The organism is Verrucomicrobiia bacterium (assembly GCA_026414565.1).
Lineage (GTDB): Bacteria > Verrucomicrobiota > Verrucomicrobiia > Limisphaerales > Fontisphaeraceae > Fontisphaera.
The window spans coordinates 16,770-34,933 of sequence record JAOAIT010000012.1; the positions used below are offsets into that span (position 1 = coordinate 16,770).

Sequence of the window (18,164 nt, forward strand, 5' to 3'; positions counted from 1 at the left end):
CATGACCGCTCCCCGGGCGTTTGACATCCCCCGCCGCCGCCGTACATTCAACCCCATGGCGCAAGAGCCTGCTCCAGCCTGCATCCGCCTGCGCGGCGTGCGGCACAACAACCTGAAGCACTTTGACCTCGACCTCCCCCTGGGCCGGCTGATCGTCATCACCGGCCTCAGCGGCTCGGGCAAAAGCTCCCTGGCCTTTGACACCCTCTTTGCCGAGGGGCAACGCCGCTACATCGAAACCTTCTCCCCCTACGCCCGCCAATTCTTTGACCGCATGGACAAACCGGCGGTGGACAGCATCGAGGGCATCCCCCCCGCCATCGCCATTGAACAGCGCAACACCGTCCGCTCCACCCGCTCCACCGTCGGCACCATGACCGAGCTGTGCGAGTTCATGAAACAGCTCTGGCCCCACGTCGCCCGCCTCTACTGCGCCGGCTGCGGCCAGCCGGTCCGCCGCGAACCCCCCGAAACAGTGTGGGAAACCGTCGCCCGCGACTGCCAGGGACAGGAAGTCCTCGTAACCTTCGCCCTGCCGCTCTCCGCCAAACTCAGTGTGCCAGAGTCTTTGCAGCTCATCCAGCGCCAGGGTTACCGCCGCCTGCTGGTGCAGGATACCGTCATGGACATTGACGCCGCAGCGGCTTGGCTCTCCCCCTCGCCACCCCCCCACGTAACCGTGATTCAAGACCGCCTGCGCGTCAGCCCCGAGGGGCGCAGCCGCTTCCTCGAAGCCTGCGAGCAGGCCTATCACTTCGGGCATGGCCGCCTGCGCGTCTGGCCCCTGCACCAGGGCCGCCCCGTGCCGGATAAAGCGCTCAGTTTCAGCATCCACTGGCATTGTGCCCGCTGCGATTTGACCTATTCCCCGCCAGCCCCCGCCCTCTTCTCCTTCAACCACCCGGCAGGCGCCTGCCCGGCCTGCAAAGGTTTTGGCCGCATCATCACCGTGGATTACCGGCGCGCCCTGCCCGACCCCGCCAAATCCCTCGCCGAAGGGGCCATCAAACCCTGGCAAAGCGGCATGAGCCGCGAATGCCAGGATGATCTGCTGACTTTCTGCAAAAAACGCGGCGTGCCGGTGAACGTGCCTTTCAAGGATTTGCCGTCCGACATCCAAAATTGGGTCATCGAGGGCGATCCCGACTATGGCCGCGACGCCGCCCATCAATGGCCCCATTCTTGGTACGGTTTGCGGGGCTATTTCCGCTGGCTGGAATCCAAAACCTACAAAATGCACGTCCGCGTGCTCCTCTCCCGCTATCGTGCCTACACCCTTTGCCCCGCCTGCCAGGGCACCCGCCTGAAACCGGAGGCCCTCAATTATCGCCTCCCCCCTCCCTCCCCCCCCTTGACCCTGCCGGACTTCTACCGCCTGACCCTCCAAAAGGCCCTGGAAGTCGCCACCCAATTGCGCCAGTCCCACCCCTGGCAACCTCACCACCCCCTGGCTGTCGTCCTGGACGAAGTCTGCGCCCGCCTCGGTTACCTCGTGGAAATCGGTCTGGGCTACCTGACCCTGGACCGTCCCACCCGCACGCTCTCCGGCGGCGAAACCGAGCGCGTCAACCTCGCCACCTGCCTCGGCACCCGCCTGGTCAACACCCTCTTCGTGTTGGATGAACCCAGCGTCGGACTGCATCCCCGCGACACCCATCGCCTGGTAAAACTGCTTCACCGCCTGCGCGACGCCGGCAACACCGTCGTGGTGGTCGAGCACGAACCGCTGATCATTCAGGCCGCCGATCAAATCGTGGACCTGGGCCCCGGCCACGGCGCCGAGGGTGGCCATCTGATTTTTCAGGGCTGCCTGGCCCAACTCAAACGCTGCCAGCACTCCCTCACCGGCGCCTATCTTGGCGGCCGCCGGGCCATCCCCCTCCCCGCCCGCCGCGCCGTGGACCCCACCACCCCCCGCCTCGTCATCCACCATGCCCGCGCCCACAACCTCAAGGATTTGACGGTGGAAATTCCTCTGGGACGTCTGGTGGCCCTCACCGGCGTCAGCGGCTCCGGCAAAACCACCCTCCTGCGCGAGGTGCTCCTCCCCCTCCTCGCGGCGCATTTTCCCAACCTCAACGTCCAAGCCTCCAAAGATACCGAGGAGAACGAGGAAGACGACCCGGCCCTGGCTCAAACCTCCGACGCCACCGCCGCATCCTCCCTCGAAGGCGCCGAGGCCCTGGGCCATGTCGTCTGGGTGGACCAATCGCCCATCGGACGCACCCCGCGCTCCAACCCCGCCCTCTACACCGGCGCCTTCGAGGCCTTGCGTGAGTTCTTCGCCCAACTCCCCGTGGCCGCCCAGGCCGGACTTAAAGCCAGCGACTTCAGCTTCAACTCCGAGCGCGGCCAGTGCCCCGCCTGCCGGGGCGCAGGCTTCGAAAAAGTGGAAATGCAATTCCTGAGCGATGTCTTCCTGCGCTGCCCCGTCTGCCAGGGCCGCCGCTACCGCCCCGAAGTCTTGAAGATCACTTTCGCCGACCCCCGCCAACCAGGCCGCGGGTATAACATCGCCGACGTGCTCGAGGCCTCCGCCGAAGACGTGCAGGCGCTCCTCCAACACTTCCCAGATTCCGCCCCCGCGCGCCGTGCCGCCGCCGCCTTGCAAATCCTGCAGGAGGTGGGCCTCGGATACCTCCGCCTGGGCCAGCCCATCAACACCCTTTCCGGCGGAGAATCCCAGCGCCTCAAACTCGCCCGGCATCTGGCCGAATTTGCCGCCACCGCCTCCGCCCACCGTGGACGCCCCACCTTGTTCCTCTTCGACGAGCCAACCACCGGCCTGCACTGGGAAGACGTCCGCGTGCTGCTCGAGGTCTTCCAAAAACTGGTCAACGCCGGTCACTCCCTGCTGGTCATTGAGCATAATCTGGAAGTCATCAAAGCGGCAGAGTGGTTGATTGACCTCGGCCCCGAGGCCGGCGAGGCCGGCGGACAAATCGTCGTCTGCGGCCCTCCCGAAGTGGTGGCCGCCTGCCCCGCCAGCCACACTGGCGCGGCCCTGCGCGCCGATCCCCAGATGGCCCGTCAGCCGCAGACGGCGGCCGCAGCACCCGCGCCAATCACGGCCCCCCTCTGAGGACCGGTTGCAGGGCGCGCTCGGCCAGCGCCATCATTCGGCGCGCCGCCGCTTCCTCCTGCCCCAAATCCCATTCCGTCTGCGCCAGCAGATAAACCAGCCGGGGCGGGCTGGCAGCCGGGGCGGCCGCCTGGCGCAGGAAAGCCAGATCCCTCTGCGCCGCGGGCAGATGATACATGGCCTCCGCCAGCGCCAGCACCACGTTGGTGTCCGTGGGGGTTTGCGTCCAGCGCGCCCGCCACTGCTCCACGCCGGCCTCGGCAAAGCCGGAATTCAGCGGCTTGTCCAGCGTGCCGGGCGGCCAATGCACCCGGCACAACCGCTCGGCCAGCCGGTAGGCCTCATTGAACTGGCGCCCGGCCATCAACGCCTGCAGCAACACCCACTGGCCCGCGGGCAGATTGATTTCTCGGCCCAGGGCATTGGTGGCTGAACTCACATCCCCCGCCCGCAAAAATCGCGTGGCCACCTCCACCCCCAACACCCGGTTGGTGGCCTGGCGGCAGGCTTCCCGGGCCAGCCCACCCAACCCCCGATGCAGCGCAAAATCCGCCAGGGTCATCAGCGCCGCAGGCGTGTCCGGCGTCAGCGACCACAGCGTCGCCGGCTGCGGCTCCGCCTGCCACGCAATCTCCAGCGCCTCCCGCAAATCCTCCGGCCGCTCCAACGGCGCCGCCTGCAAAAACTCCAGCGCCACGTGCGGCTCACGCACGGCAAAATGCCGGGCAAACCGCAACCCCAGCCGCGGCTGCAGGGGATTCAACCGCATCACCCCCCACGCCGCCTCCCTGCCGGCGGCGGACGACTCCGAAAAAGCCAGCTCCAGCCATGCCAGTTCCAGCCGCAGTTCCCACTGATAAGGGTCCAGTCGCAAAGCGCGCAAAAATTCCTCCCGCAAATGCGCCGCCTGCCGGATTTGCTCCGCCCTTGGCTCCCGTTGCAGGGCCAGCACCCGTGCCCGCAGGCAGGCCACACGCCTCTCGCTGGCCCATGGCCAGAGCCGCAGCGATTGCCCAATGGCCGCAGCCTGCCCCTCCGGCGCAGGGTGATCCAGCCGCGTCTGCCACCGCCAGAAACTCCATCCCTGCGCCACCGCCGCCATTACCACCGCCCCCCCCAGGGCACAGTGAACCACCACCCGGCTCCGCGGCAGTGCGGGCGGCACTTCGGGACGATGCGGCTCCTCCAACATGCCCACCACCAGGCCCAACAAGGCCGCCGCCAGCAGGAGATTGGCCTGCGTCTGCCCCACAAACTCAAATTGCGCATGCACCAGAAAGGCCAGCAACGCCGCCAGCGCGCCAATCAATATTTCCGGCTCCGTCACCTTGCGCCGCAGAGCCTCCCGCGCCCCCTTGGCCAGCAAAATCCCCACCAACAGCAAACCCCAAACCAGCCCGGCCACCCCCGTCTCCGCCACCCACTGCACCAGATCATTTTCGGCATGCCAGAAGGTTTTATCCCCGCCAAACGTCTTAAAGTGATTGAACGCCGTCGCAAACGCGCCCGGCCCCACCCCAAACCACGGAAACTTCAGCGTCATCTCCATCGCATCTTTCCAAATCGCCCGTTTGAAGGACAAATCCTTGGCCCCTCCCTCTAATCGGTCCAGCACCAGCCCGCTGGCGGCCAGCATGATCAACAGCACCAGCACCACCGCGCCCGTGCACACCAGCAGCCGCGTGCGGTTTTTCGAGCGCCGCGCCAGATACACCAGCCACGTCAGCAATCCGGCCCCAAACGCCAGCCCCCCCGCCCGCGAGCCGCACGCCACCGCCGCCACCAGGGCCGGCACCACCACCACCACCAGCAAAACCAGCGTGGGCCAGCGCCGGCGCGGCCGGGGCCGCCACTCGGAGCACGCCCGGTGTAAGGGCGACACCGTCCGCATCCCCCATCCCAAAACCAGCAACACCCCCATGTACACCCAGTTGGCAAAGTGATTGCGGTTGGCAAACGTCCCGGCCGCATATTGATAACGATTCTCCCATATCCCCAACAGCCGGCTCGCGTCCACCCACCGCAGCCACGCCTCGGACAACACCAACAAAAACAGCGCCGCCAGCACAAACCGCACCAGGACCATTGGAAAACCGCGCCGATGCGCCCCCTGCCGCGCCAGCCAGAAAATCACCACCGCCTGCAGCAATTCCCAATATCGCTGCACCGTGCCCGCCGGCGACAATGTCAGCGTCATCCACCGCTCAGGCGATCCGGATGCCACCGGAAATTGCTGCGCCAGGGCCGCCCGCGCCGGACTCAGGTACTGCACCAGCGCTGCAGGCAGCGGAATCAAATAGAGCGCCAGCCCCGCCACCGCCAGCCAGCCCCAGCCGCGCGGCAGCCACCGTTCCTCCCCGCGCCCCAGCTCCTCCACCAGCAGCAAAACACTCAGCCCCAACAGCAGGCCCACCGCCGCCTGTCCTTCGGCCGTCACCGACCCAAACAACAGCGGCGCCAAAAATAGCGCCGTCAACCATGGATAATGCCGCCACATGGGCGCCCTCATCATGCCCGCCCGCGCCGCCAGCGTCGAATCAAAAACCTTGGCGGCTCCTCGGCCCCGCGCCCCGCCAACTTCACTTTCCGGCATTGCCAGCGCCCCACGGCTGGTTATATTAACCGGCTGAGGCGGGTACTGCAGCCTGCCGGGTCATGGAAATACTAAAGTTCATAGTCATTTTGCTGGAAGTGCTGGTGCTCTTCAACCTGCTCATCATCGTGCATGAGCTGGGCCACTTCCTGGCGGCACGCTGGCGCGGCATGGTGGTGGACCGCTTTGGCGTGTGGTTCGGCAAGCCCCTCTGGCAGCGCAAAATCGGCGGCGTGACCTACTGCCTCGGCTGGATCCCCGCCGGCGGCTTCGTCTCCCTCCCCCAAATGGCCCCCATGGAGGCCATCGAGGGCGAAGTGCAGGTGGACAAACAAAATCTGCCGCAAGCCCCGGTCAAAGACCGCATCATCGTGGCCTTCGCCGGCCCCCTGTTCAGTTTCCTCCTCGCCATTGTTTTCGCGCTCATCGTCTGGCAGGTGGGCCGGCCCGTGTATGAGTCCGACAGCTCCAACGTCATCGGCATGGTGCTCAAAGACGGCCCGGCCGAAAAAGCCGGCCTGCAACCGGGAGACCGCCTCGTCGCCATTGATGGCCATCCGGTCACCCGTTTCGGCGGCATCGGCACCGACAGCATCAAATGGCGCATCATCTCCTCCGAAGGCGAAACCATCCAGGTAACCTACGAACGCCAAGGCCAGACCAACACCGTCGCCATCAAACCCGAAGTCGAGAAGACCGGCTTCGGCCAGCGCAGCGGCCTGCGCCAGATCAAAATTGTGCCGGCCTACACCGCCATCATCGCTGAAGTCCTGCCCCACAGCCCGGCCGACTACGCCGGCCTGCGCAAAGATGACATCATCCTCGAAGCCAACGGCCAGCGGCTGATCCATCCCAGTCAGGTCAGCACCCTCATCGAGCGCAACGGCACCAACGCCGTCCGCCTCCTGGTCAAACGCGGCGCCCAAACCAATCTGGTGGCCGTCGTGCCGGAAATCCCCGCCGTCGCCGCCCCCGAGGACAAGCGCCCCAGCCTGGGCGTCTATTGGGACAGCCGCGGCCTGCAAACCATTGACCGCCCGGGGCCGGTGGAGCAAATCCACGCCAGCGTGGACATGATGGTCAGCACCTTCAAGGCCCTCTTCTCCCGCAAGTCCGGCGTCAAGGCTCAGCACCTCTCCGGCCCGGTGGGCATCCTGCGCATCTACTACCTCCTCTTTCAAAGCGAGCACGGCTGGCGGCTGGCCCTCTGGTTCAGCGTCATTTTCAATGTCAACCTCGCCCTGCTCAACCTCTTGCCCGTGCCCGTGCTCGACGGCGGCCACATCCTCCTGGCCCTCATCGAGGGCATCCGCCGCAAGGCCATGAACCTCAAGGTGCTCCAGGCCGTCCAAACCGCCTGCGCCGTGCTCATCATCGGTTACATGCTCTTCATCACTTTCTACGATGTCGGCGCGCTCTCCGACCGCGGCCCCAAAGAACCGCCCACACCGCAGTTTGCGCCCAAGGTCCAAATTCGCGGCCAGTGAGCCACCTCGCCCGGCTGTGGCGCCCGCCGTAGAGCTGCAAACAAACCATGAGTTATTGCGTGTCACCTTATTTCTACCGCCGCCGCCCCACCCGTGAAGTGGTGGTGGGCGACCCCGCCCGCGGAGGCGTCATCATCGGCGGCTCCCACCCGGTGGTCAAACAATCCATGCTCACCTGCGACACCATGGATACCGAGGCCTGCGTCCGCCAGACCCTCGACCTCGTCGCCGCCGGCTGTCAACTGGTGCGCATCACCGCCCCCACCGTCAAAGATGCCGCCAACCTGCGCCTCATCGTCGAAAAATTGCGCGCGCAAAACTGCTTCGTCCCCATCTGCGCCGACATCCATTTCAAGCCCGAGGCCGCCCTCGAGGCCGCCCGCTGGGTGGAGAAAATCCGCATCAACCCCGGCAATTTCGTGGACAAGAAAAAGTTCCAGGTCCGCGAGTACGACGACGCCTCCTACTTCGAAGAACTGGACCGCATCGAGGAGGCCTTCACCCCCCTCGTGCGCCTGTGCAAGGAGCTGGGGCGCGCCCTGCGCATCGGCACCAACCACGGATCGCTCAGCGATCGCATCATGAATCGCTACGGCGACACCCCCATGGGCATGGTGGAAAGCGCCCTCGAATTTGCCCGCGTCGCCCGTCGCCTCGATTTCCACAACTTCTGCTTCTCCATGAAGGCCTCCAACCCCAAAATCATGATCGAGTGCTACCGCCTCCTGGTGGACAAGCTCGACAAACTCGGGCCCGACTGGAACTACCCCGTCCACCTGGGCGTCACCGAGGCCGGCGAGGGCGAGGACGGCCGCATCAAAAGCGCCATCGGCATCGGCTCTCTGCTCTGCGACGGCATCGGCGATACCATCCGCGTCTCCCTTACCGAGGATTCTCCCTACGAGATCCCCGTCTGCGCCGACCTCATCGCCCAAACCCCACGGCTTACGGCGCCGTTGCCGCCGGTGGCCCTGCCCGAATGGGCTTTCACCCCCCTGCCCTTTGATCCCTTCAACTACCAGCGCCGCCCCACTGCGGAAGCGCCGGTGGGCTTCGGCCTGCGCTGCGGCGGCGAGCAGCCCATTCGCGTCATCGTCCCCCGGCGGGTCTATAACCAGGTGCTCCTGCGGTTGCGGCCGCAGGACGACGTCCGCCCGGAAGGCATCTACGAAGAATTGCCCGTGGTGGAGGTGGACCCGCGCGAAGCGATCAACCTGCCGGATGACTCCCGGCTGGTGACGGTCAAAGATGACCTGCCCCTCCCGCCCATCAGCGCCTTCCGTTTGCTGGCGGGAAAATTGCAGGAAAGCGGACGGCGCAATCCCATCCTGCTCAAAGATTGCCTGACCGCCGCCGCCGACCCGCTGCCCCCGGCGCAAGTCCTCCTGCAATCCGCCACGGTGCTCGGCAGCCTGCTGGCGGACGGCATCGGGGATGCCATCCTCGTGCGATTGGAACCCGGCGCCGGCGCCTCCCTCCGGCTGGCGTATAACATTCTCCAGGCCGTGGGCAGCCGCTCCTTCAAAACAGATTACGTCGCCTGCCCCTCCTGTGGCCGCACGCTGTTCAACCTGCAAACCGTCACCGCCCGCATCAAAGCCCGCACGGAACATCTCAAGGGCGTCAAAATCGCCATCATGGGCTGTATCGTCAACGGCCCCGGCGAAATGGCCGACGCAGACTTCGGTTACGTCGGCGGCGGTCCCGGCAAGGTCAATTTGTATGTGGGCAAAACCCCCGTGCGCTTCAACATCCCGGAAGCCGAGGCGGTGGAGCAACTGGTGGCCCTGATCAAGGAACACGGCAAGTGGCGCGAGCCGGACGCCGCCTAGCCCGCTTCCCGCACCAACGCCTCCACCTCGGCCAGCGTCAATCCCACCAGCGACGGCAGCACCATGTCCGCCTCCCGCAGGCTTTCCGCCGGATGCGTGGTCGCCAGTCCCACCACCTTCATCCCCGCCGCCCGGGCGGCAGCCAGACCCACATGCGCATCCTCAAAAACCACGCACCGCGCCGGCGGCACGCCCAGTCTCTGGGCCGCAGTCAGGAAAACTTCCGGCTCCGGCTTGCCCCGCCGCACGTCCTCCGCCGCCACAATGGCCTGAAAATAATGGGCCGCGCCCAGCCGCTCCAGGCACAGATCAAGATTCTCCCGCGGCGTGGAGGAGCCAATCGCACACGGCACTCCGGCCTTTTTCAGTGTCTCCAGCCATGCCTGCACACCCGGCAATAATTCAATCCCCTCCGCCCGCAATAAATCCCGGAAGTACTCCTCCTTCTGCCACGACCATTCGGCCACTTTGGCCGCATCTTGCGTCCACCCCAGCAGCTCGGTGATTACCCGGTCATTCTTCATCCCAAAGCTCCGCCGAAAGAATCCTTCAGGCAATGGCAGGCCCTTTTCCTGCGCCAGGCGGACCCACGCGCGCTCGTGCTGACGGGAGGAATCCACAATCACCCCGTCCCAATCAAAAATGGCAGCCCATGACGGCATGGCGGCGATTGAAGGCTATTGTCCCCCCGCTGGCAATGCTGGAGGTGTCATCGGCCTTCATCCGCAGCCCGGCCGGCGTCACTCCTCTTCCTGCGCTGCTGCCGATGCCCCACCCGGGGAACCTTGCGGCAAAGCCGCCATTAATTTTTGCTGTAAAAACTGCACATGCCGCGGATTGGCCGGAGCACTAAAATCCGCCACCCGCAATTCAGGATTAGGTTGGTTGAGCAAACGCTCCACCGCGGCCAGCAAACCCCGGATTTCCGTGGGGGCCAGCGCCAGCGTCACGGGGGTTTCCTGGGAAATTCGCATCCGCTTGCGCGCAAATTCCAATAACAGCGCGCATGGCTCCAGACAGGGGATCAGGCTTTTGTCTTCCGGCCGGTCCACCGCCAGCCCCGGCACACCCCAATAACGTTGTTTCAAACAAAAGCGCGGCGCACAACACGACTGCACCATGGCCGCCGCCTGCTCCGGCGTGGCCTTGGCCGTCAGCCGATACATCCCGCTTTGCCGCTGCGTGAAGGCATAATAGTCAGTCACCGGCGGCGGCCCGGTACGCACCGCATGCCAATCCGCCAAAAAACCCGGATACACCGCCTCCAGGGCCTGCTCCAGCTCGGCCGGAGTGCCCACCCGGCAATACCACCCGCGGCATAAATCCGGCGCTGAATGCAGGGGCCGAAACATGCCCAGACTGTTGTATTGTGTCCGGCTCTGAAGTTCATCCACCCCTATCAACTCCAGCCCCTCCACCCCCCCAACATCCTCCACATGCCGCAACAAATAACCGGCCTCGCCCTGGCGCTCGATGCTGAGTTGGGCCACAATTATGCGCTCACCCATCTCCTTTATAAAAAGGGCCAGCGCTGGATTTTCAAAACTACCCATGCCGCCAAGCTTAGTCCAGGTTCACACCGCTTTCCAACTGCCAAAAGCACCCGTTGTGGCCCCCACCAGGGGCCACGGGCCGCCCTCACGGGTCCGGTTTGTTACTCAAACTTAACTTGACTGTCATGGGATATTTGCGTTTTGCTGCCTATTGAAGGGGTTGGCCGCATCCCGGCCGCGCTCCTGCAAAACAACCAGACTCATCGAAACCCAATAACCGCAGCCCAACCTTCTGCTTTCTGCCATGAAAAACCTCACCCCCACCCCGGAGCAGTTGGACAAGCTCCATGCCCAACAACAACAGCTTGCCCGGCAAGTGCAACAACTCAATCAGAAAACCGCCGCCGCCAAAACCCGCGCCAAGGAAACCAAGGCCGCCGCCAAAGCGGCCAAGGCCGCCGCCAAACAGGCGCGCAAAACCTACAAGGAGCTGAAAGAAAAACTGGCCGCCGCCGAAGCGCGCCTGGCCGAGCTGCAGGACACGCTCGATAAATGGCAGCGCAAAATCGCCGCCCGGGCGCGTGCGTCCAAACCATCCCCCAAGCCGGCGGAAATCAAACCCCAACCGGCACCGAAAATTGCAGCCACCCCGCCCAAGGAATCGAAAAAAGCCTCTCCGCCCGCCCGCAAGGCAACCCCGGCCCGCGCCTTGCCCCGCAAAACCGCAGAAGCCACCCCCTCAGCCGCCGCCCCTGCAGCTCCTGCGCCAGTGCCGTCCACCAAGGATGCGCCCGCCCAGCCGGCCTGAGCTGGTGGGCATGACAGGACTTGAACCTGCACGGATTGCTCCACGGGATCCTAAGTCCCGCGCGTCTGCCATTCCGCCACATGCCCGCCATGTCCTCCGCCAAGTACCCATGACTTTAACAAATCCAGCCGGCTGAAAAAATAAAAATCGAGACGGAGGGCGGCAATCCTTCATCTCTTGGCCCCGTTCAGCCGGCCCGCCCATGACCGGAAATGCCTGCTCCAGAGAGGCCGAATGGAAGGGTCGGCATAAGAATGTGGCATAAGGTTTGCTCATATCTCCCACCATGAAGTCCGCACCAATCAACACGGCCACGACAGGCAGCCTGTTTCTGGCGGGTCTGATGTGCTGCTGGACGCTCTGGGCGCCCCAACCGGCTCAAGCCCAGACGGTAACCGATGCTGTCGCAGCTATAGACGAGTGTGTCCAAAAATTGGACAAAGCGCAGCTCCCCGCCCCCGTGGCGCAAGCCTTGCAAATGGACGTGGCCTTTGTCGAAAAGGCGCTCTTGCAGGAAAATTGTCAGGTCAGTGACCTGGTCTTCATCCGGGCGCTGGCCAAAAAAACCGGCTCCTCCTGCGAGGCCATTCTTTCCTCCCACCCGCAGCGCGAATGGCTGGTCTCCCTGAAAAAAGCCGGGGTGAACGAAGAGGACATCGTGCAACTGCTGGACGATGCCTACGCCGACCTGGCGCTTAAGATGCTCGATTTCCCCAAAAAGAAAGAGAATGTCAAAAAAACAGCCAAACGTTGATTAGGTGGGTTGGTGGACTGGGGACTCAAAGGGCGCTCTGGAATGGCCAGCAGCGCCCTTTGACTTTGCTGCCAAGCCGTATTATTCGAGGCCGGCCGCCCGGAGAATCGCCCGCGCGCGCTCCTGAACCGCCGGATCCATCCTAATAATCGGCGGCCAGGGACGCGGAAAACCCTCGGCAGGCAGTTTGCGGGTGGCATCAATGCCCAGCTTGGAGCCAACCCCCATCACGCTGGTGGCGTGATCCAGCACGTCCGCCGGCCCTTTGGTGAAAATGCAATCCCGTTGCGGATCGGTGTTGGCGCACACCCGAAACAGCACCTCGGAGGTGTTGTGCACGTCCACGTCCTCGTCCACCACCACCATGTATTTGGTGAACATCATCTGGCCCATGCCCCACAGGCCATGCATGATTTTGTAAGCCTGCATGGGATAGGTTTTCTTGATGCTCACCAGCACCAGATTGTGAAAAACCCCTTCGGCCGGCAGGGCAATGTCCACAATTTCAGGAAAATTCATCTTGATCACCGGCAGAAACAGTTTCACCGAGGCGCTGCCCATGTAGAAATCCTCCATCGGCGGCAGACCCACGATGGTGGCCGGATAAACCGCCTCCCGCCGGTGCGTTACCGCGGTAACGTGAAACACCGGATACGGCTCCGGCAACGTATAAAACCCCGTGTGGTCCCCGAAGGGGCCCTCCAGGCGCAGCGGCTCCCGGGGATCCACATACCCCTCAATGACAAAGTCGGCGTCGGCCGGCACATACAAATCATTGGTCTCGCACTTCACCAGCTCCACCGATTTCTTCCGCAGGTAGCCAGCCAGCAACAGTTCATCCAAACCGTCGGGCAGCGGAGCCGTGGCGGCAAAGGCATACACCGGATCGCCCCCCAGGAAAATGCTCACCGGCATCCGGGTGCCTGTCTCATAATACCGCCGCCCATGCCGCGCCCCCACCTTCTGCAACTGCCAATGCATGCCGGTGGTCCGCTCATCATAAATCTGTATGCGATACATCCCCACATTCCGCTCGCCCGTATCAGGATCCTGCGTCACCACACACGGCAGCGTGATGAACCGACCCCCGTCCAGCGGCCAGCACTTGAGAATCGGCAGATTGAGCAACGTGGGGGGATTTGGCGCAGTGGGCGGAAGATTGACCGGCCCCGGCGGCAACGCCGGCGGCGGCCCCGCCTCCCGCGCGGCGGCGGCCGTCACGGCCGGCTCAAACAAATGCTTCACCTCTTTGCAGGGGCCGCTGGAAACCTTCACCGGCCGCGCATGGCGCAAATCCAGGGCCGTGCTCAGGAGTTTGAGCGCCTCCCGGAAATTCATCGGCGGTTTGGCCTTGACCAGGCTGCCCAATTCGGCCGCCACCGCCTCCACCGACTCCGCGCCGAGGCTCAAGGCCATGCGTTTCCAGGATCCCAGGGTGTTGATGGCGACTGGAAACGGCGAGACCTGCCCGTTGACCGTCGGCTGCTCGAACAGCAGAGCCTTGCCACCGCCGGGAGCCTTCATCTGCTGATCCGCCAGCGCGGTGATTTCCAGCTCCGTCGCCACCGGCGCGCTGATGCGGACCAGCTCGCCGGCCTGCTCCAGCCGGCGGAGAAAGTCGCGGAATGAGGCGTACGCCATAACGCCGGAAAAATAGCAGGCGGCAAAAAAACCTCATAGCAAATTGTCCGGGGCAAAATAACTCGACAAAACGCACCTGACCCGGCATTATATAAATCTTTGAAGCGCAGTATTGTGACGTTCTTATGTTACCTGGGTTAAAGCGGCGCGGCATCAATTTCGCCGACATTGTGCTCTACGTGGCGATTGCCTTGAAGCACTGGCGGCTCATGGTGCTGCTCATGTTTTTTGCACTGACTCTCGGTTTGACGTTCTTCGTGTATGTCAAACCGGTGTACATGGCCAAATCACTCATTCGCTACCACGCCCTGGAGCGCCCTGTGGACGCGGAAAAGGTGTTCCGCGACAGCAGCGAACGCGAACTCATCAGCCGGCTCACCGCCGATCACATCATCCGGCGCACCGCCCGCCGCCTCGGTTTGCCGGACAATCCCAAAATCCTGTATGCCGAGCACCTGCGGGCTGTGCAGGTCCGCTTCAATTCCGAGCGCAACCTCGAAGTCACCGTCCTCGCCTATCAGGGCGACCTCGTCCGCAAATGGACGGAGGTCATGTTGGAGGAGTTTTTGAAAGACCGCGAAGAAAAGCGCGTGGAAATGCGGGAAAAGATCATCTCCTCCTACACCGAAGAGCTGAAGGAAGTCTCCCGCCGCATGGAAGAAGCGCTCATGTCCACCCATCAGGTGGAAAGCGGACGCAAAACCGAGCTGCAAACCAAGCTGGCCCTGCTCCAGGAGGTGCCCAAGCAGTTGGTGGAAGTCTCCGAACGCCTCGAAGTGCTGGAGCGCGTCAGAAAAACCCTCGACGATGAAAGCATGGACGTCGTCTCGCGCCTGTCGCTGCTTTCCGCCATCCTGAAAAACTCCACCATCCGGCCGGGGGACCTCGTGCCGGGCGCCGAAGGCGCCAACAAGGCGCCCGTGGTGGTGGTGCCCTCCAGCGTCACCTCCCCCACCCAGATGCGCTGGGAGGATTTGCAACGGGAGCACGAAAAACTGCAGCTCGCGGTCAACGAGCTGGGCAAAAAATACCTCCCCGGCCACCCCAAAATGGCGGAGGCGCTCAAAAAACTTGAGGAAATCAACCGGGCGCTGGAAGCGGAACTGCGCGCCGCGCAACAGACTTATCACCTCGAATACGTCAGCCTGAGCCAGAAAAAGGCCGAGCTGCAGGCGCGCCTGCCGGAATACGAAAAAGCCCTGCTCGAGCAAAAGATGTTCATGCAGGAATTGGAGCGCAAAGGCGCCGGCAACCTCGGCTTCGCCGCCATGTACAAGGAAATGGCCACCCGCCTGAGCATGATTGACTTCGGCGCCGACAAGGAGCGCTCGCATTTGCAATTCATGGGGCACATCGAACTGCGTGATGAAATCCCCGTTTCCCCCAACCGCTTGAAGCTGGTGATCTACTCTCTCGGCCTGGGATTGTTTCTGGCCCTGGGCATCCCCTTCCTCATTGAATTCCTCGATCACACCGTCAGCAACGTCGAGGAAATGGAGCAAAATCACCGCCTGCGCGGCCTGGGCATTGTGCCCCGCCTCGACCCTAGCCAGTTGCCCGGCAGTCCTGTGGCCGGCGGGCATGTGGACCGGCAGATTGTCGAAAACTTCCGGGTCATCCGCACCAACCTGCTCTCCATGGGCGCGGTGACCCGCGACCCACAGGCCATCGTCATCGCCAGCGCCATGCCGGAGGAGGGCAAAACGGTGGTCAGCTACAACCTGGCCCGCTCCTTCGCGCAAATGGGGGAGAAAACACTCCTGATTGACGCTGACCTGCGCCGCGGACGCCTCCACCGGCTCTTTGGCCAGCGCAGTGCGCCCGGCCTGAGCAACATCCTGATGCAACATGCCAACTGGCGCGACGTTGTGCGCCCTACCGATCACGAGCACCTGACCCTCCTGGCCTGCGGCAAACATCTGGAGGGCGCCACCGAACTGGTCGGCTCGCCCGCCTTTGAGAAATTGCTCACCGAACTTCGCCAGGAATACCGCCGCATCATCATTGACACCCCGCCCATCCTCGGGCTGTCGGAAACCGCCATGCTGCAACGCCTGGTGGACGGCGTGGTGCTGGTGGTCTGGTGCGGACGCACCCCCGCCCGCTATGTCAAATCCGCCGTGGAAATCCTGCAGGCCAATCACGCCAATTTCTACGGCTTTGTGTTGAACCGGCTGGACCTGTCGGTGACCTCCAACTACTACAATTATTACAACTACTATTATTACTCGTACCACTACTATAAGAGCTACAAGGCCGTCGAGGCCCAGCCGCCCGCCGAATCCAATCCCACCCCCGCCGAAAAAAGCACCTCCTAACCCCGCAACCACGGCCGCCCATGCCGCCAGTGGAGGAACAGGCCGGACCGCGCAGCTCCCCCTCCCCCGCTGCCGCCCACACGTGGGGCGTGAGCGTCATCATCCCGGCTTACAACTACGCCCACTACCTGCCCCATGCCCTGGAGTCCGCCCTGGCGCAAACGCATCAACCGCTGGAAATCCTGGTGGTGGACGACGGCTCCACCGATGCCACCCGCGAAGTCGTGGCACGCTTTGGCGGGCGCGTGCGTTACCACTATCAAACCAATGCCGGCTTGTCGGCCGCCCGTAACACCGGTCTCCGGGAAAGCCGTTTTCCCTTTGTGGCCCTGCTGGATGCCGACGACCAATGGCTGCCGGAGCGGGTGGCCTCGGCCATCGCCTGCTTCCAGCAGCTTGACCCGCAGTTTGGTGTCGTCGCCTGCCGCTCCACCCGCATCAACCAGCATGGCGAACCCCTCCCCCTCAACCCCGGCGAACAGGAACTGGCCGGAGAAATCACGGCGGCGGACATTTTGTGGCGCACCCGGTTTTCGCCTTCGTCGGTGGTGGCCCGCCGGGAGGTGTTTGAGTCGTGCGGAGGATTTGACACGGCCCTGCGCAGCTCCGAGGACCGGGATATGTGGCTGCGGGCCGCCATTCGCTGGCGCGTGTGGCTGCAACCCGAACGCCTGGTGCTCATTCGCAAGCATGACGCCAACATGAGCCGCCACGCCAGCCGCATGCGGGAAAACATGCGGCAGGTCATCAACAAAGCCTGGCGCCTGCAGGCGGTGCCGCGGCATCGCCTGGATTACTGGCTGCAGGCGCTGGCCATCTGGCGCTACCAGACCGCCTTGATCTGTGCCGGCAGCGGGCAGCAGACGGAGGCGCTCCGCGATCTGCTGTTTTCGCTGCTCTTCTGGCCTCTCCCCATTCAGGGCCGGCGCATCGGCTCCACCGTGTCCTTCACCCGCCTGCGCTCCTTGGGGCGGGCTTTGCACCCCTCCCCTTCTGTTTCCCGCTCCCGCTCCGCATGAGTCAGCCCCAGCTCATCTTGCACGTGGTCTTTTCGCTCGAACCCGGCGGCATGGAGAACGGTCTGGTCAACGTGGCCCGCCGCCTGGATGCGCGGGAATTTGCCGTGCATGTCTGCTGCCTGGAAAAGGCCGGGGAGTTTCTCCGGCGGCTGCCGCCCGCCATCGGCGTCACCGTCCTGGGCAAAGGCGGCGGCATGTCACCCGCCACGGTGATGAAATTGCGCGGGCTGCTATACCACCTGCAGCCCGCCGTCCTCCATACCCACAACCTGGGGCCGCTGTTTTATGCCGCTCTGGCCAACCGTTGGGGACCGCGCGTGCCCTTGCTCCACGGCGAGCACGGCATGTTGACGCCCCGCGAGCGGCGGGGCTGGCGTTATTGGCTGCGGCGCGCCTTGTACCGGCGCTGCACCGCCGTCCACACCGTTTCTCAAACCCTCTTGCAGTATTATCACGCGCGCGGATTCCATCATCCGCGCATGACCGCCATTGTGAACGGCGTGGACAGTGAACGTTTCGCCCCGGGCGACCGCGCCGCCGCCCGGCGCGCGCTCGGCGTGCCGGACGGGGCCTTCGTCCTGGGCATGATGGGCAGTTTCCAACGCCGCAAACGGCACCAGGAAGTAGTCTCCGCCTTCCACACTGTGGCCGGAGATTTTCACCAGGCTCACCTGCTCCTGGTGGGCGCGCGCGGTCCGGAGAGCGACGCCGTGGCCGCGCTGGCCCGCGCCGGGCGTCATGGCTCGCGCATTCACCTCGTGCCCTACCAGGAAGACCCCCGTCCGTTTTATCAGGCGATGGACGTCCTCATTGTGGCCTCGGAAAACGAGGGACTCTCCAACGCCGCCCTGGAGGCCATGGCCTGCGGCGTGCCGGTGTTGGCGGGAGAAGCTTGCGGGAACGCAGAAATCATCACCCCCGGCCAGAATGGCTGGCTGGCGCCGCTCGACACAGCGGACGCCATCGCCCGCGCCTTGCGTTCCTGTCTGGCTTCCCCCCTCGAGGCCGCCCGCCTGGGAAGCCAGGCCCGCGCCACCGTCGTGCAACAATTCCGGGTGGAGGACATGGCCGCGCAATATGCCCGGTTGTACCGTGAGCTGGCACAGCAGGCGGCAGCCTGAAGAACCGCTGCGCCGC

Annotated in this window: 12 protein-coding genes and 1 tRNA gene; 8 read left to right on the forward strand and 5 right to left on the reverse strand. The window is 64.1% G+C overall.

Features of this window, described 5'->3' with window-relative positions; genetic code table 11:
* Position 1 precedes the first annotated feature (1 nt).
* Positions 2-3,082 (forward strand): excinuclease ABC subunit UvrA, encoded by a 3,081-nt coding sequence (uvrA, locus tag N3J91_03195; protein ID MCX8155453.1) that lies wholly within the window; start codon positions 2-4, stop codon positions 3,080-3,082.
* Here the strand turns inward: uvrA and N3J91_03200 are convergent.
* Positions 3,066-5,579, reverse strand: coding sequence for an O-antigen ligase family protein (locus N3J91_03200; protein ID MCX8155454.1), 2,514 nt, complete (start codon positions 5,577-5,579; stop codon positions 3,066-3,068). The genes uvrA and N3J91_03200 overlap by 17 nt on opposite strands.
* A gap of 158 nt (positions 5,580-5,737) precedes the next feature.
* On the opposite strand from N3J91_03200, the gene rseP reads away from it, so the two are divergent.
* Complete coding sequence (gene rseP / locus N3J91_03205; protein MCX8155455.1) at positions 5,738-7,162, forward strand: RIP metalloprotease RseP; 1,425 nt, start codon at positions 5,738-5,740, stop codon at positions 7,160-7,162.
* A gap of 47 nt (positions 7,163-7,209) precedes the next feature.
* Positions 7,210-8,994 carry a (E)-4-hydroxy-3-methylbut-2-enyl-diphosphate synthase gene (ispG, locus tag N3J91_03210; GenBank protein ID MCX8155456.1) on the forward strand — a complete coding sequence of 595 codons (1,785 nt, stop codon included), beginning with the start codon at positions 7,210-7,212 and terminating at the stop codon, positions 8,992-8,994.
* Here ispG and N3J91_03215 read toward each other — a convergent pair.
* Together N3J91_03215 and N3J91_03220 are read right to left on the reverse strand one after the other, a co-directional pair.
* The gene (locus N3J91_03215) at positions 8,991-9,656 is read right to left on the reverse strand and encodes an HAD family phosphatase (protein MCX8155457.1); all 666 of its coding nucleotides are present in this window, start codon (positions 9,654-9,656) and stop codon (positions 8,991-8,993) included. The two genes, ispG and N3J91_03215, sit on opposite strands and share 4 nt — an antisense overlap.
* A 78-nt stretch (positions 9,657-9,734) precedes the next feature.
* Positions 9,735-10,502 carry a DR2241 family protein gene (locus N3J91_03220; GenBank protein ID MCX8155458.1) on the reverse strand — a complete coding sequence of 256 codons (768 nt, stop codon included), beginning with the start codon at positions 10,500-10,502 and terminating at the stop codon, positions 9,735-9,737.
* A 289-nt stretch (positions 10,503-10,791) separates the two neighbouring features.
* Between N3J91_03220 and N3J91_03225 the strand changes: the two genes are divergently transcribed.
* A complete protein-coding gene (locus tag N3J91_03225) occupies positions 10,792-11,295 on the forward strand; it encodes a hypothetical protein (protein ID MCX8155459.1) in 504 nt (167 codons plus the stop codon).
* A 2-nt stretch (positions 11,296-11,297) separates the two neighbouring features.
* Here N3J91_03225 and N3J91_03230 read toward each other — a convergent pair.
* A tRNA-Leu gene (locus N3J91_03230) sits at positions 11,298-11,381 on the reverse strand.
* A gap of 200 nt (positions 11,382-11,581) precedes the next feature.
* Here N3J91_03230 and N3J91_03235 point away from each other — a divergent pair.
* Positions 11,582-12,049: a hypothetical protein gene (locus N3J91_03235; protein MCX8155460.1), complete on the forward strand. Its 468-nt coding sequence runs from the start codon at positions 11,582-11,584 to the stop codon at positions 12,047-12,049.
* A gap of 81 nt (positions 12,050-12,130) precedes the next feature.
* Here the strand turns inward: N3J91_03235 and N3J91_03240 are convergent, their stop codons facing one another.
* A complete protein-coding gene (locus N3J91_03240) occupies positions 12,131-13,690 on the reverse strand; it encodes a menaquinone biosynthesis decarboxylase (GenBank protein ID MCX8155461.1) in 1,560 nt (519 codons plus the stop codon).
* 125 nt (positions 13,691-13,815) lie between these two features.
* Between N3J91_03240 and N3J91_03245 the strand changes: the two genes are divergently transcribed.
* Genes N3J91_03245 through N3J91_03255 form a run of 3 tightly spaced genes read left to right on the forward strand, consistent with a single transcriptional unit; the run spans position 13,816 to position 18,148 of the window.
* Entirely contained in the window at positions 13,816-16,008 is a 2,193-nt protein-coding gene (locus N3J91_03245) for a polysaccharide biosynthesis tyrosine autokinase (GenBank protein ID MCX8155462.1), read from the forward strand.
* A 20-nt stretch (positions 16,009-16,028) separates the two neighbouring features.
* The gene (locus tag N3J91_03250) at positions 16,029-17,027 is read left to right on the forward strand and encodes a glycosyltransferase (protein MCX8155463.1); all 999 of its coding nucleotides are present in this window, start codon (positions 16,029-16,031) and stop codon (positions 17,025-17,027) included.
* Positions 17,024-18,148, forward strand: a complete 1,125-nt coding sequence (locus N3J91_03255; GenBank protein MCX8155464.1) for a glycosyltransferase — start codon at positions 17,024-17,026, stop codon at positions 18,146-18,148. The genes N3J91_03250 and N3J91_03255 overlap by 4 nt, the downstream gene beginning before the upstream one ends.
* Positions 18,149-18,164: the final 16 nt, after the last annotated feature.